The 21,784-nt window shown below is 64.2% G+C and carries 22 protein-coding genes; 11 read left to right on the top strand and 11 right to left on the bottom strand.

Features of this window, described 5'->3' with window-relative positions:
• Positions 1–7: 7 nt before the first annotated feature.
• The 8 genes from SZ63_RS00200 to SZ63_RS00235 all read right to left on the bottom strand — a co-directional run bounded on the left by SZ63_RS00200 (position 8) and on the right by SZ63_RS00235 (position 11,524).
• On the bottom strand, positions 8–1,414 hold the full coding sequence (locus tag SZ63_RS00200) for a PAS domain S-box protein (protein ID WP_048179299.1): 1,407 nt from the start codon (positions 1,412–1,414) through the stop codon (positions 8–10).
• Between the two features lie 28 nt (positions 1,415–1,442).
• The gene (locus SZ63_RS00205; protein ID WP_048179301.1) at positions 1,443–2,765 is read right to left on the bottom strand and encodes a response regulator; all 1,323 of its coding nucleotides are present in this window, start codon (positions 2,763–2,765) and stop codon (positions 1,443–1,445) included.
• A gap of 1 nt (position 2,766) precedes the next feature.
• A complete protein-coding gene (locus SZ63_RS00210) occupies positions 2,767–5,076 on the bottom strand; it encodes a hybrid sensor histidine kinase/response regulator (RefSeq protein WP_048179304.1) in 2,310 nt (769 codons plus the stop codon).
• Positions 5,077–5,087: 11 nt separating this feature from the next.
• A complete protein-coding gene (locus tag SZ63_RS00215; RefSeq protein ID WP_241481198.1) occupies positions 5,088–7,448 on the bottom strand; it encodes a methyl-accepting chemotaxis protein in 2,361 nt (786 codons plus the stop codon).
• Between the two features lie 150 nt (positions 7,449–7,598).
• On the bottom strand, positions 7,599–8,570 hold the full coding sequence (locus SZ63_RS00220) for a chemotaxis protein CheW (RefSeq protein ID WP_052959011.1): 972 nt from the start codon (positions 8,568–8,570) through the stop codon (positions 7,599–7,601).
• 64 nt (positions 8,571–8,634) lie between these two features.
• Positions 8,635–9,495, bottom strand: a complete 861-nt coding sequence (locus tag SZ63_RS00225; RefSeq protein ID WP_048180683.1) for a DUF4097 family beta strand repeat-containing protein — start codon at positions 9,493–9,495, stop codon at positions 8,635–8,637.
• A gap of 237 nt (positions 9,496–9,732) precedes the next feature.
• The gene (locus tag SZ63_RS00230) at positions 9,733–10,569 is read right to left on the bottom strand and encodes an ABC transporter permease (RefSeq protein WP_048179310.1); all 837 of its coding nucleotides are present in this window, start codon (positions 10,567–10,569) and stop codon (positions 9,733–9,735) included.
• A gap of 4 nt (positions 10,570–10,573) precedes the next feature.
• The gene (locus SZ63_RS00235; RefSeq protein WP_048179316.1) at positions 10,574–11,524 is read right to left on the bottom strand and encodes an ATP-binding cassette domain-containing protein; all 951 of its coding nucleotides are present in this window, start codon (positions 11,522–11,524) and stop codon (positions 10,574–10,576) included.
• A 185-nt stretch (positions 11,525–11,709) separates the two neighbouring features.
• Between SZ63_RS00235 and SZ63_RS00240 the strand changes: the two genes are divergently transcribed.
• Together SZ63_RS00240 and SZ63_RS00245 are read left to right on the top strand one after the other, a co-directional pair.
• Positions 11,710–11,874 (top strand): hypothetical protein, encoded by a 165-nt coding sequence (locus tag SZ63_RS00240; protein ID WP_162199188.1) that lies wholly within the window; start codon positions 11,710–11,712, stop codon positions 11,872–11,874.
• Positions 11,871–12,365, top strand: a complete 495-nt coding sequence (locus SZ63_RS00245) for a hypothetical protein (protein ID WP_048179326.1) — start codon at positions 11,871–11,873, stop codon at positions 12,363–12,365. The genes SZ63_RS00240 and SZ63_RS00245 overlap by 4 nt, the downstream gene beginning before the upstream one ends.
• Positions 12,366–12,402: 37 nt before the next feature.
• Here the strand turns inward: SZ63_RS00245 and SZ63_RS12855 are convergent, their stop codons facing one another.
• A complete protein-coding gene (locus tag SZ63_RS12855) occupies positions 12,403–12,603 on the bottom strand; it encodes a hypothetical protein (RefSeq protein WP_156168313.1) in 201 nt (66 codons plus the stop codon).
• Between the two features lie 195 nt (positions 12,604–12,798).
• Between SZ63_RS12855 and SZ63_RS12860 the strand changes: the two genes are divergently transcribed.
• From SZ63_RS12860 to SZ63_RS00265, 5 genes are all read left to right on the top strand, one after another.
• Entirely contained in the window at positions 12,799–12,963 is a 165-nt protein-coding gene (locus tag SZ63_RS12860) for a hypothetical protein (protein WP_156168314.1), read from the top strand.
• On the top strand, positions 12,960–14,267 hold the full coding sequence (locus SZ63_RS00250) for an arginine deiminase family protein (protein WP_241481199.1): 1,308 nt from the start codon (positions 12,960–12,962) through the stop codon (positions 14,265–14,267). The genes SZ63_RS12860 and SZ63_RS00250 overlap by 4 nt, the downstream gene beginning before the upstream one ends.
• A 4-nt stretch (positions 14,268–14,271) precedes the next feature.
• On the top strand, positions 14,272–15,216 hold the full coding sequence (arcC, locus tag SZ63_RS00255; RefSeq protein ID WP_048179332.1) for a carbamate kinase: 945 nt from the start codon (positions 14,272–14,274) through the stop codon (positions 15,214–15,216).
• A gap of 62 nt (positions 15,217–15,278) precedes the next feature.
• Positions 15,279–15,617 carry a DUF5518 domain-containing protein gene (locus SZ63_RS00260; protein WP_048179336.1) on the top strand — a complete coding sequence of 113 codons (339 nt, stop codon included), beginning with the start codon at positions 15,279–15,281 and terminating at the stop codon, positions 15,615–15,617.
• Positions 15,618–15,674: 57 nt separating this feature from the next.
• Entirely contained in the window at positions 15,675–16,049 is a 375-nt protein-coding gene (locus tag SZ63_RS00265) for a DUF5518 domain-containing protein (RefSeq protein ID WP_156168315.1), read from the top strand.
• On the opposite strand, the gene SZ63_RS00270 is transcribed toward SZ63_RS00265, so the two are convergent.
• A complete protein-coding gene (locus tag SZ63_RS00270; protein WP_048179345.1) occupies positions 16,039–17,253 on the bottom strand; it encodes an MFS transporter in 1,215 nt (404 codons plus the stop codon). The genes SZ63_RS00265 and SZ63_RS00270 overlap by 11 nt on opposite strands.
• Positions 17,254–17,386: 133 nt before the next feature.
• Between SZ63_RS00270 and SZ63_RS00275 the strand changes: the two genes are divergently transcribed.
• The 4 genes from SZ63_RS00275 to SZ63_RS00290 all read left to right on the top strand — a co-directional run bounded on the left by SZ63_RS00275 (position 17,387) and on the right by SZ63_RS00290 (position 21,150).
• The gene (locus SZ63_RS00275) at positions 17,387–18,763 is read left to right on the top strand and encodes an MFS transporter (protein WP_048179348.1); all 1,377 of its coding nucleotides are present in this window, start codon (positions 17,387–17,389) and stop codon (positions 18,761–18,763) included.
• Between the two features lie 6 nt (positions 18,764–18,769).
• On the top strand, positions 18,770–20,467 hold the full coding sequence (locus SZ63_RS00280) for an ATP-binding protein (RefSeq protein WP_241481200.1): 1,698 nt from the start codon (positions 18,770–18,772) through the stop codon (positions 20,465–20,467).
• 83 nt (positions 20,468–20,550) lie between these two features.
• On the top strand, positions 20,551–20,709 hold the full coding sequence (locus SZ63_RS00285) for a rubredoxin (RefSeq protein ID WP_048179351.1): 159 nt from the start codon (positions 20,551–20,553) through the stop codon (positions 20,707–20,709).
• A gap of 279 nt (positions 20,710–20,988) precedes the next feature.
• On the top strand, positions 20,989–21,150 hold the full coding sequence (locus tag SZ63_RS00290; protein WP_338151806.1) for a rubredoxin: 162 nt from the start codon (positions 20,989–20,991) through the stop codon (positions 21,148–21,150).
• Positions 21,151–21,255: 105 nt separating this feature from the next.
• Here SZ63_RS00290 and SZ63_RS00295 read toward each other — a convergent pair whose 3' ends face one another.
• Positions 21,256–21,777 (bottom strand): hypothetical protein, encoded by a 522-nt coding sequence (locus tag SZ63_RS00295; RefSeq protein WP_048179354.1) that lies wholly within the window; start codon positions 21,775–21,777, stop codon positions 21,256–21,258.
• Positions 21,778–21,784 lie beyond the last annotated feature (7 nt).

Genomic DNA, 21,784 nt, shown 5'->3' on the forward strand with positions numbered 1-21,784 from the left:
CTTCACCTCAGACGATCCTGTAACCCTCGGACGGCACCAGGATCTCGAATTTCGCCCCCGTCCCGAACGTCCCGGTCTCGCGGATCGCGATCCCGGTGATGGCAAGTATTTCGTGGGCGAGGAAGAGCCCGTGCCCGTAGCTTTCCGCCTTCTGCGCAAAGAGATCTTCTTTCTCCGCGTCGGGGATGCCGGTCCCGTCGTCCTCGACGATGATTGCACACCCCTCCGGGCGCAACTGGTAGGTGACGACGATCCTGCTCGCTTTCGCCCCCGGAGCGAGCGAGTTCTCGAAGAGGTGCGTGAAGACCGTCGCGAGATGGGGGTCAGCGAAGATCTCAAGCCGCTCCGTCCACGGATCGAGGGAGACGTCCCCGAAGGAGAGGGTGGCGGCTGCCTTCCCGATGGCCTGCTGCACGGGGATCCATGCCGGCGGCGACGTCCCGAGATCCCGGAACTCGCGGGAGATCTCGATCTGTCGCCGGATCCCGTTTGCGGCATCGTTCAGGTCGTCGATGAAGGAGAGGATCTCGGGATCGTCGAACTTCATCACGCCCACCGAGAGATGCCCGTACAGGACCGCAAGCCGGTTCGCGAGGTCGGTGCGCAGGATCCCCGTAAGGGTGTTGAGCTGGCGGCCGGCGTTCTGCAGCGCGGCCTCCGTCATGACCTCGTCGCTGACGTCCCGGATGGACTCGATCGCCCCGGTGACACGTCCGCTCCGGTCGAGAAGCGCGGTCGCCGCGAACCTGATGTGCGCTCCCCGTCCGCCCCTGAGCAGAGGGGTGTGGATCTCCGCGACAAGGACGTCGCCGCTCCTCCTGACCGACGGATACCCTGCCTCGGGATCGCCCTGGAGGATCCGGTCCGCAAGCAGCGGCCGCGCCTCGCCGTAGAAGGGCACGGCGTACTCGTAGTCCCCCCGGCCGAGCATGGCCTCTTTCTTCACCCCGGTCATCTCCTCGATCGCGCGGTTCCAGGCGATGACCTTCCCCTCGCGGTCGATGGCGAAGGTCGCGTCGGGCAGGAACTCGATGATCTGGTTCATCTGCTGCTCGGACTCACGGAGTTTCGTTGCGAGGAACGCAACCACGCCGCCGATGAGGACGAGGAGGATCGCACGGGGAAGGATGGCGTAAGCCAGCAGGGGGGCCGGCGGGGAGAGGAAGTAGGTCGTGACGGCGTAGATGGATGCGAAGCAGACGGAGAAGAGGATGCCCCGCCGCGGGTACCAGTAACTCGCGAGGATGATCGGGATGGTGAGCGGGAGGGAAGGAAGGGGGAGAAGCCCTTCCGGTGCGCCGAGGACCATGGCAAGCAGGTTCCCGCCGAGGGTCAGCACGGCTAGCCCGGCGATGATGGCGATGCGGTTTCGCGTATCGGATACGAACGTGGTCTGAATGTCGGTGACGTTCATGAGGGGAGCCTGCGGTTATGATCTCGGTTCATCCGGTCTGCCGGTCGGGAGCACGGATCACTTTTGCCGGGCAGAGAAGTTCGAATCGGGCTCCGCTCCCGGGGATTCCCGTTTCCTGGATGGTGATCCCGGTGATGGCCAGGATCTCCCGAGCGAGGAAGAGGCCGAGTCCGGTATTCATGCCGTGCGCGTAGGTGAATATCTTCTCCTTATCGCCGGCTGGAACTCCCACGCCGTCGTCCTCACAGAGGATGGTGTAGGTCTCTCCATCCTGCCTGAGGCTGAAGGTGATGGTGGTGACCGTCTCCCCGTAACGCAGCGCGTTCTCGATGAGGTTCGAGAACACCTTCTCGATGAGCGGATCGGCGAATATCTCCACCCCCGCCGGAATGGCGTTCTCAAGGGTTACCTTGCCTGTCGAGACGTATTTCTCCGACCGCCCCACGAGCGACCTGATCTCCTGCCAGGTTGGAGCCGTTGCCCCCACCTTCTGGTATTCGGCCGTGAACCGGACGGTGTTGTTGATCCGGTTGACCATCTCGGCAGCGCTCTCGACGTGGCGCCATGCGTTTGCCGGTTCCCGCTCGCGCATTACCTGGGCCAGGTCGAGATACCCCCAGAGCGCCGCGAGCTGGTTCAAGAGGTCATGGCGGGTGATGCTTGCCATGAGCTGGAGTTTCCTGTTGGCTTCCGCAAGCGCTTTCTCCACGCGTCGCCGTTCCTGGTTTTCGGCGGCAAGGCTCTCGTTGCTGCGCGAGAGATCCGCGACGGCTTCCTGGAGTTGTTCGTTCAAGGAGTGCAGCTGCTCCTGCGCCTCCTGGAGTTCGGTGTTCTTCGTCACCGCGACGGTATACGTCGAAAGCAGGGTGTTTAAAATCTTGAGCCGGCCTGCGGCGATGGTATAGGTGCTGCCGGCGAAGGGGATCTCCAGTTGGGCGGGAGAATCTTTGGGTTCGGGCATCTCCCGCGTCCGCATGACGGCCTCGATCTGGGAACGGACATGTTCCGGGTCGACGGGTTTGACGATGAAACTGTCCGCGCCCGATGCAAGTCCTTTCAGCACGTCGGCGGGATCGAAGAGGTTGGTGACCAGAATAACGGGCATATCCGGGAAATCCCGCTTGACCCGGCGACAGAGATCGTACCCGTCCATCCCGGGCATCATGATGTCGGTCAGGACGATATCGGGCATACCGGCCTCCATCCGCCGTATCGCCTCGGTGCCGTCGGCGGCCAGGGTGACGTCGTATCCCTCCGTCTCAAGAACGTGGCGGATGAATTCGGCCTGCGTCCTGCTATCCTCTACCACCAGAACGCTCAGTTTCGTTCCTCCTTCGTGCTTTCCTTCCATATCATCGCTCCTGGATCTCTCCGTCGCGGCGACGCATCAGGCGCCGGATTATCCTGAGAAATTCTTCTGCCTCGAAGCTCTTCTTGACGATATATGCATCCGCCCCGACCGCCTTTCCCCGTTCCCGGTCTTCGGGCGAATCGAGCGAAGTGACCAGCACCACCCGGATCCCGGCAAGCTGCCCACCTTCGGCCCGTATCTTCTCAGTGAGCGTAAAACCGTTCATCCGAGGCATATCAACATCTGAAACGACCATATCAAACTCATGCTGCTTAAGCCTTGCGAATGCGTCGATCCCGTTGGCAGCGGTCTCCACCTGATATCCGGCCCCCTCGAGAACCGCCTGCAGCAGGGCACGCGACGTAACCGAGTCCTCAACGACCATGACCCGCCGATCCGCCTCCTGTGGGAGTGTGGATGCCGATACCGACCGCTCCGTCTGCATCGCGTCCTGGATCAGTTCGAGGGGATCGAGCACGAGTGCCAGGCGTCCGTCCCCGAGGATCACGGCCCCGTCGATCCGTCGCACGGAGGTGAGCTGGCTGCCGAGCGGCCGGACGACGATCTCCTGCACCCGGATCACTTCGTCGACCAGACACGCGATCTGCCCGGCCCCGTATGCGATGATGACGAGGGGTTTCGGTCGCTCCTCCTCCGTGTGGGGACTGGACGGGTGGATGCCCAGGGCGTCGGTGAGCCGGATGACCTCGATCGCCTCTCCCGATAGAAGGATCGTCGGCCGGCCCCTGGAGACGGCCAGGGAGTCCGGGCGAACCCGGAGAACCTGCTTCACCTGCTGCATCGGGAGGACGTAGACCTGCCGCTCGGAGCGGACGAGCAGCCCGCGGAGGGTGGCCATACTCACCGGGACGGTCAGGGTGACCGCCGTCCCCCTGCCGACGGCCGAGGAGACCGTCACCTCCCCCCCGAGACGGGAGACGGTGTCTTCCACGATTGCAAGCCCGAGCCCTCTCCCCGAGAGGTCGGTGACGATCCGGCTCGTGGTCATCCCCGACCGGAAGATGAGCCAGATCGCCTCGCTGTCGGTGAGGGTTGCGTCCTCTTCGGCCGTGATCACCCCGTTTTCGACGGCGGTTCTCCGGATCGCGCTGCTGTCGATGCCGGCGCCGTCGTCGGCCACCTCGATGCCGACCCTGCTCCCCGACCGGGGGAAGACCCGGATCCGCACGGAGCCCGTGGGAGATTTTTGCCGGGCTCTCCTGGCCTCCGGGCTCTCGATGCCGTGATCGATGCTGTTCCTGATGAGGTGCATGATGGGGTCTTTCAACGCATCGAGGATACGGCGGTCGACTTCGATCTCCCCGCCCTCGATCGTGAGGTCGACCGATTTCCCCGAGGTGCGGGAGAACTCTCTTACGAACGCGGAGAACGGGATAAGTATGGTCGAAGCCGGGAGCAGTGCGGCGTCGTGAATAAGGTCGGATATCTCGGAGGTGCTCGTCTCGAGCGCCGACCGGTCGAACTCCATGGAACGCAGGTGGGTGGCGAGATCGTGTTGCAGGTTGGTCACGAACTCGCGGTTGTACTCCTGGAATCCGACCGCCCGCTGGAGCGGCAGAACGAGATCGGGAGGAATCGCTGCCTTCTCTTCCCCGAAGGCCCTCCTGTGGATCATCTGCAGGTCGTTGAACGCCTGGGAGTGGTTCCACTGCCAGAGAGAGAAACGGGTCATCATCTCCTCGAGCTCGCGTATCCGCTGCGTGATGAAGAGCCGGGTCGTGAGGAGACTGTCGGCTCCGGCGGTGAGTTTGTCGAGTTTGTGGGCGGCAATCCGGACCGTGCCCCGGTCAGCTCCCTGCTCGCTGCTGCTATAACCTCCTGGCGCATCGTAAGCGTGGTTCTCCCGGGAGGCCGGACCCGGTTCGGCCCGGGGCACTCCCGGAGAACCGATCCCGGCCGTCTCCTTCCAGCCGGGGATGGCCCGGAGCGCCCCGTTGATCTCCGCCGGCGAGGCGTCGGGCCTCTCTCTCCGGAGAAGGCTCCTGATTACCGCAATCGTCCGGTGGAAGAGGTCGAAGTCGTCCACTCCCGGAACGTACTCGCCCCGCTTCACGAGGGAGAAGACAGTCTCGAGGTTCTGGCAGATCGACTCGATCTCCCGGAGGTTGACCGCGCGCGACGCTCCTTTCAGGCTGTGGACCGTCCGGTAAACCCGCTCGACCAGGTCGGGCGTCGGCCCGGCCTTCTCGAGCGTGATCAGCCCCTCGGTGATTGCTTCAAGGTACTCGTCCGCCTCCTCGCGGAACGTCTCGAGGAGACGGGCACGAAATACGTCGTCCGGTCCGGTCATGGAAGGTCGTGCTAGACCCGGTACTGCTGGGTGATCCTCTTCAAGCGGGCACCGAGCTCGTGCAGGTCCTCGGCGGTCTTCTCCGCCTTATGAGTGGTTTCGAGGTTCTTCTGCGCCGCGTCCCGGATATTCTCCATCGCGCGCGAGATCTGGTCTATTCCTGAGGCCTGCGTCTGGATCGAGGTGGCGATCTCGATGACCTCCTGCGAGGTGTCCGCTATCGACTGGGCGAGCACCTCGATAACCTCCTGTGCGTTGCTCGTCAGCTGGGCCGCATCCGCGACGGATCGTATCCCCTGTTCGGTCGAGGCCGCGGTCGAGGAGACCCCCTGCTGGATGTCGGTGAGGATCGCCCGGATGTTCGAGGTCGCTTTCTTCGACTGTTCGGCAAGGTTGTGGATCTCGTTTGCGACGACGGCGAACCCTTTCCCGAACTCCCCGACCTTCGCGGCTTCGATGGAAGCGTTTACCGCAAGCAGGTTGGACTGCTCGGAGATGTCGTTCACGGTCGCGATGATCTCGCCGACGGCCTGGCTCTGCTCGGAGAGCCGGATGACGCTCATCCGGACGATATCCATCTGCCGCTGGATCTGGTTCATACCTTCGAGGGTCTCGCGCACGGACTTCTGGCCGCCCTTCGAGACCTCCAGCGCCCGCATGGCCTTCTCCGAGACACCTTTCGTCTTCAGGTTCACGAGTTCGGTCTTCTTCCTGACGCTCTCGACCGAGTCCGAGGTCTCGTTCACCGTCGCGGCCGTCTGGGAACTGGCTGCGGCGAGCTGGCTCGTGACCGCCAGGATCTCGTTTGAAGCGAGCGAGAGAACCGAGACGCCCTCGTAGAGTTCCTCGCTGATCAGTTTCATCAGCCGCGAGAGTTCGATTCCGATGGTGTTGAGGGCGTCGCGGTAGGCGACGAACTCCCCGGCGACCGGGATCTTCTCGTCGAACCGGGCGGTGAAGTCGCCGGAAGCGTAGAATCGCGCAAGCCGCATCGCTTCGTTCACCGGCTCGGTGATCGACTCGAGGGTCTTGTTGAACCCGGCGATGATCATCCGGTAGCCGCCGCGGAACGCCTTCTCATCCCCGCGGATGGAGAGATCGCCTGCACGGGCGGCGTCGGTGAGTTTGAGCGTCTCCTTGTGGAGGTGGTCGAGCGACTGGACCATCATCGCGAGCGCGGGCCGGATCTCGTCGCCCTCGTCGGCGACCGGGAACTCCTGGACGTACTCGCCGAGAGCGATCTTTTTGAGGTTCCCGACGACGTTCGTCTGGAGATCGCCGGCGAACTCGTCCATCGTTTTGGCCATGACGCCGATCTCGTCCTGCCGCCTGATGTTGAGCCGGGCGGAGAGGTGCCCGCTGCGGAGCTCTTTGAGCATCAGCACGACCTGCTGCAGGGGATCGGAGATCGAGCGGCCGAAGAGGATGGCGATCGCGACGCCGATGGCGATGGATGCGAGGACGACGACGACGATCGTGTTCCTGATGGTGTCTATCGGCCCGGTGAAGTCGGAGAGTTCGGCACGCGAGACGATGTGCCAGTCGAGCGGTTCGTAGTAGGTGTAGGCATCGATGATATCCGTCCCGTCGACCTGGTGGCGGATGATGCCGACCTTATTCTCGATCATCTCCTGAATATACTCCTCGTCGGCCGTGTTCTCCCCTTCCCGGGAGGGGTGCACGAGCAGCTGGCCGTTGCTGTCGACAACGAACATGTAGCCGTGTCTGCCGATGACCGTCTCTTTAAGGCTCGACTTGACGACGTCGAGCGTCTCCTGCTCCTCCGTTCCGACGAAGAGAACGCCGACGATGTTTCCCCGGCTGTCTTTTATCGGCTCGTACGCGGTGACGTAGCGCTTGCCGAAGAGGTCCCTGCTTCCGTAGTAGGTCTCCCCCTGGTTCACCACGACGTCGTAGACGTTCTGGGTCAGCTCCGTCCCGACCGCCCTCGTCCCGTCGGTCCCGATGACGTTTGTGGAGATCCTGACGGCATTGTCGTCGTAGACCTGGAAGACCGTCGCCGCGCCGCCGACCAGCGACTGGACCTGGTCGACGATCTCGAAGTTGTCGTTGATGATATACGGGTTGCCGGTGCCGTCCACCAGGGCCAGTTTGCCGTCGATGATCTCCGGAGTGCCCCGGGCGTAAAAGTTCTCGTGGAGCACGTTGAGGTCGCTGTTCACCTTATTGCGCGTGAGTTTGTAGACGTCGTTGGTCCACCCCCGCGCGTCGTGTACCTGCGTCTCGAGCAGCGTCTCGATCTGCTCGTTGATCACACCGCTCGAGCTGGTATACGCCACTATGCCGAGCATAAGCGTCGGGATGATCGCCAGAAATAGGCAGATGACGAGGATCTTCGTCCCGACTTTCATGTCTGAAAAAAATGTGAACATGTTACTTCCGTTCCACTCGCTCTTTTACGACGACTTAATAGATTGATGCACACCCGGGGTTAAATAATGATCTGTCCTATGAATAACGTCCCAGGGCTCTCGTTACCCATAATGGGCGGATAAAACCGCTTATTTTCTGGTCTGGTCTATCACCAGTGCGGGGTCGGCGAGGATCGCCGCCGCATCGAGGACGAGCACCGATCCGTCCGTGACGCCCAGAAGGTACCGCTGTTCGATGGGGGTCGTTTCAGGCTCTACGGGGGAGAACTGATCGGTCGGCCTGATGTAGATGTCCGTGATGTAGTCCGCAAGAATTCCGAAGGTTACCGTCCCGTCGGAGAGAACGATGACCCGGTTGAGGTCGGTCAGGCCGCGCTTCGGGATCGAGAAGAGCGCGCGGAGATCGACGACGGAGATGATCTCTCCCCTGACGGCACAGATCCCGGCGATGAAGCCGGGCACTCCGGGAACCGGGGTGATCTCGTGCATGATGAAGACTTCGCGGATGTACTGCGTTTTGATGGCGTACTCCTGGTCCGCGAGCCTGAACGTGAGGAGTTCCGTGAACGGGGTCTCGCCGCCTGTCTCCTCTTCCGGCCGCGCGAACGCCCGCGCCCGTTCTGCGAGGATCTCACCGGCCTTTCCGGCGTCGTAAGGCGGCGTCAACTCCCCGGTTCCGGCCGGCAGAGGGTACTGCGCGGCCTCTTCCGCTGCAAGGAACGCGTCGAGATCGTAGATGATGATCTCCCCGTCTTCGGTCAGCAGCATGCCGGGAGGAGAGGTGCCGTCGGTTTCGGGCGGTAGTTCGGCCGGGCTCTCCTGCACCCCGCGCACCCGGTCCGCCCAGAGCGCCACGCATTCCCGGGAGGGGTACGCGATGATGAGGACGTCGGTGGGGAGAGGAGGGCGGTCGGCGAGCCCGAGAAGTCTCCGGAGCGAGTAGACCGGGACGGTTCTGCCGTGCAGGTTCATGGTCCCCGCTCCCCCGCGGCGGCTCCCGGTCTCCGGCCGGAGTTCCACCATGCCGATAACCTGCCGGGTCTCGGCAAGAGGGAGAGCGCAGGTTATCCCCTCAACGGTAAAGGACAGAAGATGTGTCATGGCGGATCATCGGATGTTCGAAGATTTGTCCCGGGCAAATAAAAGGTTACGGGGGGTGCGCCGGTCAGGGCCCGAAGAGGTCGATGCCGGCGTTCGAGGTTTTGACGGTGACGGTCGGCCCTCCGCTGCCGAGCGTTCCCGAGACCGAGGTTCCCGTCGACTCTCCGAGCTGGAGCAGAAGATCGTGAACCGCTATCCTGCCGTTCGAGGTGGTGGCGACCACCCGGGCGTCCAGATCTTCTGCGAACCGGATCGTGATGCCGGCGTTGCTCGACGATACCGTCACGTCTCCCCGGATGGCTGAAATTTCGGCGGATATTGCTCCGTTCGAGGTCGCGAGACCTGCAATGCCCCCGCAGTCCTCTACGGTGATGCCGGCGTTGCTGGTCGTCGCGGTGACGTATCCTTCGGCCCCGCGGATCTCGATCCGGCCGTTCGAGGAGGTTGCCGTGAGATCGCCGCCGGGCGCGCCGTCGACGATCACCCGGCCGTTTGAAGTCCGGATCACCGTCTCGTCCACCCGCACTCCCGAGAGTTCGATCCTGCCGTTCGAACTCTCGACCCGCTGCAGGACGACGGTCGGGGGCAGAGATATCGTGTAGTCGACACTCACCTGCGGGTTGAACCCGGTGTGCACCGTCTCTACCCTGAGGGGATCGCCCTCCGTCACCTCGATTCCGACCCTGTTGAGTTCGCCCCGGCCGTAGGCGGATCGCTTGACCGCCGTGATGCCGACGTCCTCTCCCTCGCGGACGTTCACGGCGACGTTCCCGTTGTGATTGATCACGACGAGATCGCTCTCCGGCTCCACCGCGACCGTCCGGTCGAACTGCTCCGTCTGCTCGACGCCCGGCACCCCGGTGCATCCGGCGAGAGCGGTGGTGAGGACGGCGAGGGCCAGCACCGCGTATACGGTTCCCCGCATGCTCATCCTCTCGGCTTCATAGGAGATTACCCTTATGTCGGCTTTGCTGAAACCCTCTCCCGGAGGACGAATCATCTCCGGATAATCCATGCCGACGCACGCGAAGAACGCGAAGTCTGGATGGGTATTGACAGTCTCCCTTCGCGCCTTCGCGCCTTCGCGTGAGACCCACATCACCCGCCTCTATCGGCAACCGAGTGTTATCCGGAGGTTGTGGAAAGCATTTCGACAGGGCCCTTACGTCACGACCGCCCTCTCAAACGTCCGCCGGGCAAGGAGGTACATCACCGCCGCAAAGACGGCCAGGTACGCGAACGATCCGAGGACGTCGACCGTGGAGGTGGTGTAGCGGGCGCCGACGGCGAAGAAATCCCCTCCGAGAGCGAAGTAGCGGATTCCGTTGACCAGGTGGGTCAGCGGATTGAAGATCGAGAGCGTCTGCAAAAACGCCGGGAACGCCTGGATCGGGTAGAGGGCGTTCGAGACGAAGAAGAGCGGCAGGGTGAGGAGCGTGATGATTCCCTGCAGCCCTTCTGGGCTTTCGAGGCGCATCGAGATGGTGGAGGAGAAGAGGAGGAACCCGAGCGAGAAGGCGCCGACGAACGCGAATATCCCGAGGATCGAGAGAGCGATCCGGGCGGCGGAATACCCCGGGAAGAACTGCACCCCGAGGAGGAGGCCGAAGCCCATGATGATGGACGCCTGGATGAACGACTTCGTCATCCCCGAGAGGCTGACCCCGAGCATGATGTGCGTCCGGGGCATGGGGCTTGCAAGCATCTCCCGCATCAGCCCCCAGTTCTTATCGAAGAGGAGGCTCATCCCTCCAAAAAGACTCGTAAAGAGGGTCGTCATCGCGATCACCCCGGCGGCCATGAAGGTGAGGTAGTCGAGGGGGATGACTCCCGCAGGGGCCGGGATCGACGACGTGAACCGGTCGAAGTTCGAGGACATCGCGATGCCGAAGAAGGCCATCCAGAGCGCCGGCTGCAGAAGCGACGAGAAGAGCTGCGTCCTGAACCTGACGTACCTGATCATCTCCCGCCAGTAGACGGTAAGGAACCCCCATGCCATCCGTTCACGCCCCCGTATCGCGCAGTTCTCTCCCCGTGTAGTGGACGAAGACGTCGTCCATCGTCGGCTTTTTCAGGTTCACGTTCGAGATCCCGATCCCGGCGCCGCGCACCCGCTCTATGATTCGCGGGAGGCAGTGGCTCCCGTCGGCCGAGATCGTGACCGAGAGGCCGCGGGGCGACTCCGTGACCGACCGGATCTCTTCGATCCCAGAAAGGGCGTCCCTGGCCTTCCCGTCGTCTTCGGTCTCCAGGTAGACGACGTCCTCGCCGAGGGCGTTCTTCAGTCCGGCCGGGGTTCCGGAGACGACGAGCCTGCCGTGGTCGATGATGCTGATCCGGTCGGAGAGCATATCGGCCTCCTCCATGTAGTGCGTCGTTAAAAATATCGTCGTCCCGGCCCCGTTCACCTGCCGGATATAGTCCCAGATCCGCATCCGTGTCTGGGGGTCGAGTCCCTGCGTCGGCTCGTCCAGGAAGAGCACCTCCGGCTGGGTCATCAGGCCGCGTGCGATCTGGAGCCGTCGTTTCATACCCCCGGAGAGGTTCTTCGTCCGTTCGTCCCGTTTGGAGTCAAGCTCGACGATCCGGAGCAGGTCGTCGATACGCCGCCGCCGTTCTTCCCGGGGGATGCCGTAGAGCCGGCCGTGGAACTCCATCGTCTCCCCAACAGTGAGGTCGCGATCGAGCACGTCCTCCTGGAAAACGATCCCGATCGCCTCCCGGACCTTCCCGGGCTCCCGTGCGACGTCGTAACCGGCCACCCGCACCGTGCCCTTCTGGAGGGGGAGGAGGGTCGTCAGGATGTTGATGGTGGTGCTCTTGCCGGCGCCGTTCGGGCCGAGAAAAGAGAAGATTTCGCCCTTTTTGACGGTGAAACTGATGCCGCGAACCGCGGTGAAGTTGCCGAACGCATGTTCGAGGTCGCGTACCTCGATGATATCGTCCCCACCCATCGATCGCCATCCGCTCCCGCGCCTTGACACTCCATGCACGGTGCCGCCATATCTCCTTTTCCCTTCCGGGATGCGTGAGCCCGCCCGTGGACTCGCGCAAATCATCCTCACCTCTCCCCGCCGTGTCTCCGGGATACTGCCCGGGGCGGCAAATGCATCCCGGACCCCTCCGGCAGCCGGACCGGATGGATATCCTGAAATACCAGAACCAGCCATCCATCCTCGGAGACGGCATGTGCGGCAGCAATTTGCTGACCTATAAAGGCGACGAGCGGGCCCGTTCCGCGTACAGCACTGCTCCCCGGGCCGGCGCACCGGAGCGCGAAGAGCGGGCGGGAGGAGGACGGTGACCCCGCGCCTCCGGACGATCTTCGTCCTTCTCCTCGCGGCGCTGGCTCTCACCGCCCCGGCGGGGGGACTCGTGGTCGAGAACGCCGACCTGACCCCCGCGGAAGTGAAGCTCCTCTTCGCGATGCGGGAGTATACCCTGACCTACAACGAGTATGCCGACCGGCTGCCGGGGTGGGTGACCGGGCCGTTTGCGGACGAGAAGGTCAACCTCTACGTCACGTCTCCCGACGGCGTGCTGGTCATCGGTATCACGTTTCACGACAAAAAAGTCATCCAGTTCGACGCAAAGGGCTTCCCGGATCCGATCGCCACGGTGACCACCGACGTTGCGACGGTGGAGGAGGTCATGGTCTCCGACCGGCCGTTCGACACCTTCAGGGCGGCGATGCGGAACGGCACGGCTACGGTCGAAGGAAACAACCTCCTCGGGGTGTTGCGGACGGGGATGGTGCTCTTCGGGTTTCGGGTGATGGACATCCTCGGGCTGTGACACCCTCCAAAAAACGGTTTTAATGAATTTGTCTCTTTTAGAAGCCTGCGAGGCGCATACAGGCCCCGATGGTCAGTCCCGACATTGAGGACGTCGCCGAGAGGGCCGCGAGCACGGCGGCGTTCATCACCGGACCGATCCTGATCGGGGTGTAGGTAGGGTTGCGTTGCAGTCTCCGCACCACTCTGAACGGTTTCGCGGTCGTCGAGATAGGGGGTTTATACCGTCTGATCCTCACATGAACACCTCCCTGTGCCGGATAGGGTTGAGTGTTGGTTGTTTCCCCCAAAGATAATTTTTGTGGTTTTGTTTCCCGGCCGGCCGGGTATGGCCGCTTGCGAAACCCAAACACCGGGTTTTTTGCTCCGGTTTCCGGATCCGGGACCCGGCCCGCGACAGGTTTATCCGTTCTCCGGGAGAGGAGACTCTTCCGATGCATCGGTATGCAAAACTCCTTCTCTACGGCATGCTCGCGTTCGCCGTCTTCGCCGGCATCAGTTTCACCCTCGGCGGCCGGGTGAACTGGGCGCTCGCGGCGGCGACGGCGGTCGGGGTGATGATCGCTTACTTCTTCGCCGCTCTCCGGGGGGAGAAATGAGCCGGATGGCGACGGGAGTGCGGGCGGAGTGGGAGCGGCTCCGGACGGTGGTCGTTCACCGGCCGGGGATCGAGATGTTCTTCGGGCTGCTTGAGCCGTATGCAGCGCTCTACGAACGGGCGTTCAGCCGCTACGAGGCGCGGCGCGAGCACGACACTCTCCAGCGCACGCTCCGGGACGAGTTCGGGGTTCGGGTGCTCCGGCTCAAAGAGACGGTTCTCGATGCAGCCGATCGCGACCCGGCGGTGCGTCGGCGGCTCGTCGACTGGGCGCACGAGACCGTCGCCGTCCGGGGGGGCAGGAGGGAGGTGGCAGAGGCCCGGCGGAGCATGGAGCAGAACGCCGATGCCCTGGACTCGCTGCACTTCTTCACTCTCCTGCTCCTGAATCCGGTCATCGACGTGGGCAGGGGGGGTTCCGGCGGCGGGGTGGACGTCCATATCCTCGAGCAGACGCCTCTTGCAAACCTCTATTTCATGCGCGACCAGCAGGCGGCGACCGCCCGCGGTCTCGTCGTCGGCCGGCCGGCAAAGCGGCAGCGGGCCCGGGAGCCCGAGATCACCCGGTTCCTCTGGGAGATCCTCGGCATCCCGATTGCCGGGACGGTGCAGGCGCCGGGGACGTTCGAGGGCGGCGATTTCATGCCGATGGGGGAGTTCGCCCTCGTCGGCACCGGGGATCGGACGAACCGTGACGGCGTCTTCCAGTTTCTCAATTTCGCCCCGGGGTTCGACGAGATCGGCATCGTTCACCAGCCGGGCCACCCGCTCATCCCGGGCGACCGGCCCGACCCGATGATCGACATGCACCTCGACACCTACTTCAACGTCGCGGGAAGCGGGGTGGTGCTCGCCTCGGAGCTCCTCCTCCGGAGGGCGCAGGTCGAGGTCCGGCACCGGTCGGACGGTGGCTACGAGCCGTCCGGCGAGACGACGACCCTCTACGACTACATCCGGTCGAAGGGGTTCTCCGTGATCGATCTCTCGATCCTGGAGCAACTCTCTTATGCCGCAAACGTCCTCTGCGTCCGGGACGGGAGCATCCTCGCGGTGGAAGGGGAACGGGTGATGCGGACGGTGCTCTCGAACCTGGAGCGGAAGGCAGCCCGCGACCCGCGGCGCTACGGGCGGCTTTTACGCCACGCCGAGGAAGACTATCGCCGGATAAAGAACGGGGGGCACGTCTTTCCGCACAAGCCGGAATTCTCCCGGCACGGCATCGAGGTCTGCCCGCTGCACCTCGAGAACCTGACGGGGGGCTACGGTGGCCCCCACTGCATGACCTGCACGCTGGAGCGGGGGTGACGGGGTGCCGGGGAACATTGTGGTGATCGCGCTCGGCGGCAACGCCATCCTGCAGCACCGGGAGACGGGCACGGCCGAGGATCAGTTCGAAAACGTCCGGAAGGCGTCGCGCCACATCGCAGAGATCGCAGCCGAAGGCTACGCCGTCGCCGTCACCCACGGGAACGGGCCCCAGGTGGGAGACATCCTCCTCCGGAACGAGCTCGCGAAGGAGATCCTCCCGCCGATGCCGCTCGACGTCTGCGGGGCGGAGAGCCAGGGGATGATCGGCTACATGCTCCAGCAGTCGCTGCAGGAGGCGCTCCGGGAGGCCGGGCTCGACCGTCCGGTCGCTACGGTGCTCACCCAGACCCTGGTTGACGGCGACGATCCTGCTTTTGAAAGCCCGGAAAAACCCATCGGCCCGTTCTACACGCCGATGCAGGCGAAGAAGCTGCAGGAGGAGAAGGGCTGGCGGATGGTCCGGATCCCGGGGCAGGGCTACCGGCGTGTCGTCCCCTCGCCGCGCCCGATCGCCCTCGTGGAGGAGCGGGCGATAGTCCGGCTCGTCTCCGCCGGGGCTATCGTGATCGCCGCGGGCGGGGGCGGCGTCCCGGTGGTCTCGGACGGTCGAGGCGCCCTCCGGGGCGTCGAGGCGGTCGTGGACAAGGACTACACCGCGGCGATCCTCGCCCGGCTCGTCGGTGCAGAAGACCTCCTGATCCTGACCGACGTCGAGCGTGTTGCCCTGAACTACGGGCGGCCGGACCGGCAGGAGATCGGCGAGATGACGGTCCGCGAAGCACGGAGCCACCTCGCGGCGGGGCAGTTCCCTCCCGGGACGATGGGGCCGAAGATCGAGGCGGCCGTCGGGTTCCTCGAGGCCGGAGGGGAGCGGGCGATCATCGCATCGCTTGAAGAGGCATCGACGGCGCTTGCCGGACGGGCCGGAACCCGGATCCGCCCGTAACCGGTCACCCGCCCCAACACTTATATACCACGTTCCCGAATTCCCGGCGGTGATGAAAGGTTATGGCGGATAACTTCTGGACTGGAGTCATCGTCGGGTGGCTCGTGGGGCTTATTCTCGGCTTCCTGCTGCCGGTCATCGGACCGCTGATCGGCGGGTTCGTCGCCGGCTGGATGGTCAGGGGCGGGATAGGGAACGGTGCAAAGGCCGGGCTGTTTGCCGGCATCCTCGGTGCCATCGTCATCGCGGTACTGCTCCTCGTCGGCGGCACGGTTCTCCTCGGGGCGTTCGGGTTCATCGCGGGCCTCGGGACGTCGCTCGTCATCATCGTGATGGCGTTCGTCTACCAGGGTCTTCTCTCCCTGATCGGCGGCGTCATCGCCGGGGCGATCCGGCGGTAATTAGAGGTCGAACGCCGGGGGGTCTTCTCCCCGGCTCTTCTCGTTTCGGAGGTGCGATTGGCGGAAACTAGTGGTCCCTTCTGGCTCTCCACGCTTGTAGGCCTCGTATTCATGCTCTTCATCAGCCCGTTCTTTCCGGTAGGGGGCCCGATCGTCGGAGGGATCATCGGCGGTTACCTCGGGTCCCCGGGAGCGGTCAGGGGTGCGCTCGGCGGACTCTTAGGCGGGCTCATCGTCGCCGCGATCTTCTCGGTCGTCGCCGTCGTCGGCGGGACGGCGTTCCTCGGCCCTGTCGGGACCCTCATCGGCCTCGGGATCGCCGTCCTCCTCTTTGCCCTCGCCCTCTACTTCGGTATTCTCGGCGCCGTCGGCGGTGCGATCGGCGGGGCGCTGAAAGCATGGATGGTATCGCGCCGCAGGGTTACGGGATGATCTCCCCGAGCCCCTCCTGGAGCCTCACCACGATCCGGGAACGGTACATCCAGAGGTAGGCAGCGACCGCCGCAGCCTCGACAGTGACGACGTACGCGACGATATGCCCGATCGATACGTCGTAGAGGACGCCCATCACGGCGCTTCCCACGAACCACGCCGTCCCGAAGATCGCGCTCACGCTCCCGTAGACCCTCCCCCTCCGGTCGAGTGCCGTGGACTCCGCGATCGACGCCCGGAGGACAGGCTCGAAGATGCCGATCCCGGCCCCCCAGACGAGCGATCCCGCGACGGCTGCGCCCGGTTCGGTCGAGAAGGCGAGCGCGACCGTCGCGATGCTGAGAGCCGGGATGGCGAGGAGGATATGGGTGCCGATGCGGTCGAAGGCCCGCCCGACAAGCAGCGCCACGGCGACCGAGACCGTCATCGCGCCGGCGTAGAAGAGGGGAATGGCGGCGTCGGGGACGATCGATTGGGCTTTCAGGTGAAAGGAGATGAGTGGAAAGCTGACGAATCCGGCCATCCCGAGGAATATGAACGCGGCATACGGCACGATCCCGGGCAGATTGTCCCTGTCCCCCTCCTCCTCTCTCTCCAGGCGTCCCGGTCTCGGCACCTCCGATTGCGCGAGGAAGAGAGCGACCGCAACACCGGCGAGCGGTATCCCGAGCAGGAGGAATCCCATGCCGTAGCCGCCGGTGACGGCCAGGGCGGCGGCCATGACCAGCGGCCCGGCGACCGCACCGATCTGGTCGAGCGCCTTGTGGACACCGAACCCCCATCCCCGCCCGACGGCCGTCGTCGCGTAGGAAAGGATCGTATCCCGGGCCGGTGTCCGGACGGCCTTTCCTATCCGCTCGGCGATGATGAGGACGGCGGCAGTCTCCCACCGTCCGGCGACGGCGAGGAGCGGGATGGCAGCGAGCAGGCCGTAGCCGGCCGTCGCCGCCCTCCAGTAACGGTGGTTTTTGCCGACGTAGATGCCGGTGGCCGACCGCAGTGCGTACCCGATGAACTCGCCGGACCCGGCGACCAGCCCGACGATTGCCGCGCTCCCCCCGAGGAGGAGGATATAGGGGCCGGTGACGCTCCTGGCACCGTTCGAGACCAGGCTCCCGCAGAGGCTTGCCGCGCCGAGGAGCAGAATGAGCCGGATAGAGAGGTCGCGGAGATCCTGCCGGGTCTCCGGGGGATGATCGGGCATATCCTCTCCGGTGCCGTTCTCATTAAAGTAATTCGCGGGCGGCGGCAGTGCTCTTATCTGCGCTCGCCGCGAATATTCTTATCACGCATACCCGGAGCGGGATCAGGATGCTCCGGGGGCACGAGGGGTATCCGTGGAGCAGGAAGACAACAAGCCGTATTCGCGAAGGTTCATCCTCATACTGGTCACCGTCGCCACATTCTTAAACCCCTTCACGGGCTCCGCGATCAACCTCGCCCTCCCCGCCATCGGCGGGGAGTTCTCCGCCGACGCCGCCACGCTTGCCTGGGTCACGAGCGCCTATCTCCTCGCGTCGGTCATCTTCCTCCTCCCGGCGGGGAGGCTTGGGGACTCGCAGGGAAAGGTCAGGGTCTTTTTAGCCGGGATCGTGGTCTACACCGCCGGCTCCCTCCTCACCATCTTCACGCCCACGATGGATCTCCTCCTGGTCTTCCGGTTCATCCAGGGGATGGGCGGCGCCATGATATACGCAAACAGCGTGGCCCTGATCACCCACCTCTACCCGCCCGGCGAGCGGGGCTACGCGATCGGGCTGAATACGACGGCGGTCTACGCCGGGCTCTCGCTCGGGCCGTTCCTCGGGGGCGCCCTGACCCAGTTCCTCGGCTGGCGGAGCATCTTCATCGTGACCGCGCTCCTCGCCGTCCCCGTCCTCTTCTACGCCGGGAAGTTCCCGGCGTTCTTAAACGAGCGGCAGCGGGAGCAGTTCGACGTCGCGGGCCTGATTCTCTCCTCCGCCCTGATCCTCTGCCTCTTCCTGGGCCTGGCCTGGGTGACCACCCCCGCGGGCGCAACGCTCCTCGCGGTAGCCGTGGTGCTCGGGGCGGTCTTCTTCCGGGTGGAGCGCGGCCGCCAGAACCCGCTCCTCCCGGTGACGCTGCTTGAGAAGAACCGGGTCTTTGCCGCCTCGAACGCCGCCGCCCTGATCAACTACAGCGCAACGTTCGCGGTCGGGTTCCTCCTCTCCCTCTACCTCCAGTACATCCGGGGCTACGAACCCGTCGCCGCGGGCACCCTGCTCCTCCTCCAGCCGGTCGTCCAGGTCTTCGTCGCCCCGGCGGCGGGCCGCCTGGCCGACCGGCTGCAGCCCGGGCTCGTCGCTTCGGTGGGGATGGGGGTTACGGCCGTGGGCCTCTTCGGCTTCTCCCTGCTCGGCGAGACGACGCCGATCGCCGCGATCCTCGCCCTCCTGGTGCTGCTGGGCGTGGGGCTCGGGATCTTCTCGTCCCCGAACACCACCGCCATCATGGGCTGCGTGGAGAAACGCTACTACGGGAGCGCGTCGGCGATGGTGGCGATGATGCGGTCGCTCGGAATGATGCTGAGCATGGGGGCGGTTCTTGTGGTCTTTGCGGTCATCATGGGATCGACGACCGTTACCCCGGCGATATTCCCGGAGTTCCTCGCGAGCCTGCGGCTGATCTTCCTCGCATTTGCGGTTCTCTCGGCCTTCGGGGTCATCCTCTCGCTCCGCAGGAATAAATGCTGATGAAGAATGACAGGCTTCCGGAACAAATCCCCCTGGAACGAAGAGGAAGCGTTAAAACTCCCGGCATCCTGTTATCTCTTTGAACGGATGGAACTGGTTATCGGAAAGGACGGCGACCGCGACGTTGCCATTGACGCCCAGGAACTCGTGACGGGAAGGACCTGCGTCATCGCGCAGTCGGGTGCCGGGAAGAGCTGGGGTATCGCGGTTCTCTGCGAGCAGCTCCTGCAGGCACGGGTGGGGTTCTGCCTCATCGATACGGAGGGGGAATACTTCTCGCTCAGGGACCGGTTCCCCCTCCTCTGGATCGGTTCCAGTGACGACTGCGACGTGGATATCGGGCAGGTGAACCTCCGGGAACTGATGCAGAACGCGATCTGCTCCCGGACGGCGGTGATCTTCGACGTTTCGGAGACCGATATGCAGGAGCGTGTCTCCTACCTCGCGGAAGTTCTCTACGACCTTGAGAGCGAGTTAAAGCAGCCGTTCCTGCTGATTGTGGAGGAGGCGGACAAGTTCATTCCCCAGTCGGGGGAATCCATCAAAAAGATCGAGGAGATCTCCCGCCGGGGGCGCAAACGCGGACTCGGCCTCCTGGTCGCGACCCAGCGGCCGTCGCTCGTGACGAAGAACGTCCTCTCGCAGTGCAACAGCCAGATCCTCGGGAAGCTCTCGATCGAGAACGACTTGAAAGCGGTCAGCCTCTTCTTCCCGTCCCGGAAAGAGGCCGGGGAGCTCGCGGATCTCGAGCCCGGGGAGTTCTTTGTGATGGGCAAACTCTCGAGGGAAAATGCGACGAAGATGCGCTTTGGGGCCCGGCTGTGCGAACACCGGGGGCTGACGCCCCGGCTCGTGCCCGCGCGGCCAATCGAGCCTGCCAGGCCTGCCAGGCCTCCCCGGGCGGAACCGGCCCGCGCCGAACCCTGTGGTCCCGAGGATATCCCCCGGGAAGAGCCGGTAGAAGCGCCGACCGCAGCCGCAAATGCAGTGATCCCGGTGCTGCTCCGCGAGGAAGCGCTCGATATCGCGAAGGGGAAACGGAAACGCCGGTTCCGGATCCTTGAGCCGGAAGAGCGGATCGTCTCTGGAGAACGGGTCTACCGGCCGCTCCACCGGGTGGAGGTCCGCTACATCGGCGGGCTTCTCCGCAAAGCGACGAAAACGGCTTCATTCGTCATTGATGGACCTACCGGCTGCATCGTCGAGGTGGATAGGGGGATGAAGGTCAGGCCGGGTTTCTCGGAGCTTCTCGGGCTCGACGAGGCCGCGGTGAAGATCGTTGCCGGGCTCGCGAACGGCGGCTCGACCCTGACCGAGATCGAGGCCGATACCCATCTTGCGCCCGGCGTGGTGAAGAAGGCGATAAAGAGCCTTGCTGATGTGAAACTCATCACGGAGGTGAAGACGGTGGGCGACACGAAGGTCTACGTGCCCCTGCTTGCAGCGGATGTCCCGGCGCTCTCCTCTCTCCGGCGGGGAGCGGACCTCCCGATGGAGTCGCTCCGGGAGGAGCCCCTCGAGGCGAAGGTCACGGAGTCGTTGCTCCGGACGATTCTCAAAGGGCTCGAACCCACGGCGGAGATCGTCGAGTTCGAGACGATTTATTACCCGGTCTACCTGATCCGGTTCGCCTCGGAGCGGGGAGAACGCTCGATCGTTCTGGACGGCTGCACGGGGAAAGAACTTCTCTTCCCGGTGTCGTGACCGGAGTGCTTATCCTTGCGCGGTGTATAGGAGATCGTATGCCCTGCCGCCCTCGCGGCCGGTGGGGGAGAGGTGAAGAAGGAATGGATTCATACCGGTGCACTCTGTGCGGCTACGTCTACTTCCCGGCAATTGGCGACACCGACCACGGCGTCAAGCCCGGCACTGCTTTTGACGACCTGCCCGAGACCTGGAAATGCCCCCGGTGCGGTGCGCCGAAGAGCCGGTTCAAGAAGGTGTAAGGAGAGAGCCGTTCCTGACCGGATCCGGTCTTTTCTTCTGGTGATTCGCGCCGGTTAGCATATCGCTCTCTCGCCTGAACCGGAGGGCCCCGCGTCTCCCGCCTCGAAGAGCGATTCGTCCCGGGAGAACAGTCCGCCGGCCGTCCGCCGCATCGGCGTCGTTCGTCCTCGATGGGCTTCCCGACAGAGAACTTCATCTCCCGCTCTCCTGACCGGAGTACTTATCACTCAGAGGGTACATGGGTGCCGTGCCCCGGTCGGGGCGGTGAGGTGAAGGAGATGATGGATTCATACCGGTGCGGACTCTGCGGCTATGTCTACAACCCCAGGGCCGGCGAGCCCGGCCAGGGGATCGAGGCCCGCACGGAGTTTGGAGACCTGCCCGAAACCTGGGCATGCTCCCGGTGCGGTGCGGAGAAGAACCTGTTTCGGAAGGTGTAAGGGGCGGTTCGGGGCCGGCCTCCCCACAACAAATCTTCCCTTTTAGGGGTGTGGTCTTACGAGAGCGTTGTATAGTGTTCTATTCTCCCGGTTGCACAAACTTCCTCACCCGAACCGGAAGGTCCGGAGCCCCTCCCCGCGGATCTCGCGCCCGGCGAGGTGCTCCATCTCGTGATCGATCCCGTAGGCGGTGGAGCCTGTAAACGTCATCTCCGCGGCACCGAGGTCTTCGGCCCGGATCGTTCTCTCGAGCGGGTGAACGGTCGCCCTGATGATCCGGCGAGCGCCGAGCCGCAACCGGTAGGGCCGTTTTACGAGCAGCCGCGCGGGAGCGCTGCCGCACTTCTCCAGCCGGTAGACGGTTCCCTCCCTGTGCAGGAGTACCGGGTCGACGAAGAGGTAGGTCTCCTCAAGCGAGTAGCCGATCAGCCGTTCGTCATCGTAGACCGTAGTCTTCTTCACCGCCGATATGGCGGTGAGCCCCTCCGCGGCGTAGCTCCAGTCGCCCCCGTAGCGGAGGGAGAAGAGGAGGGGGACGAGCGCATCGGGGGGTATCCCGAACCGGTCGGCGAGGGCGGCCTCTTGAGCGGCAAAGACGAGTTCTTCCCGGATATCATCGGCATCCATCGGTTCG

This window comes from Methanoculleus sediminis, assembly GCF_001017125.1.
GTDB lineage: Archaea > Halobacteriota > Methanomicrobia > Methanomicrobiales > Methanoculleaceae > Methanoculleus > Methanoculleus sediminis.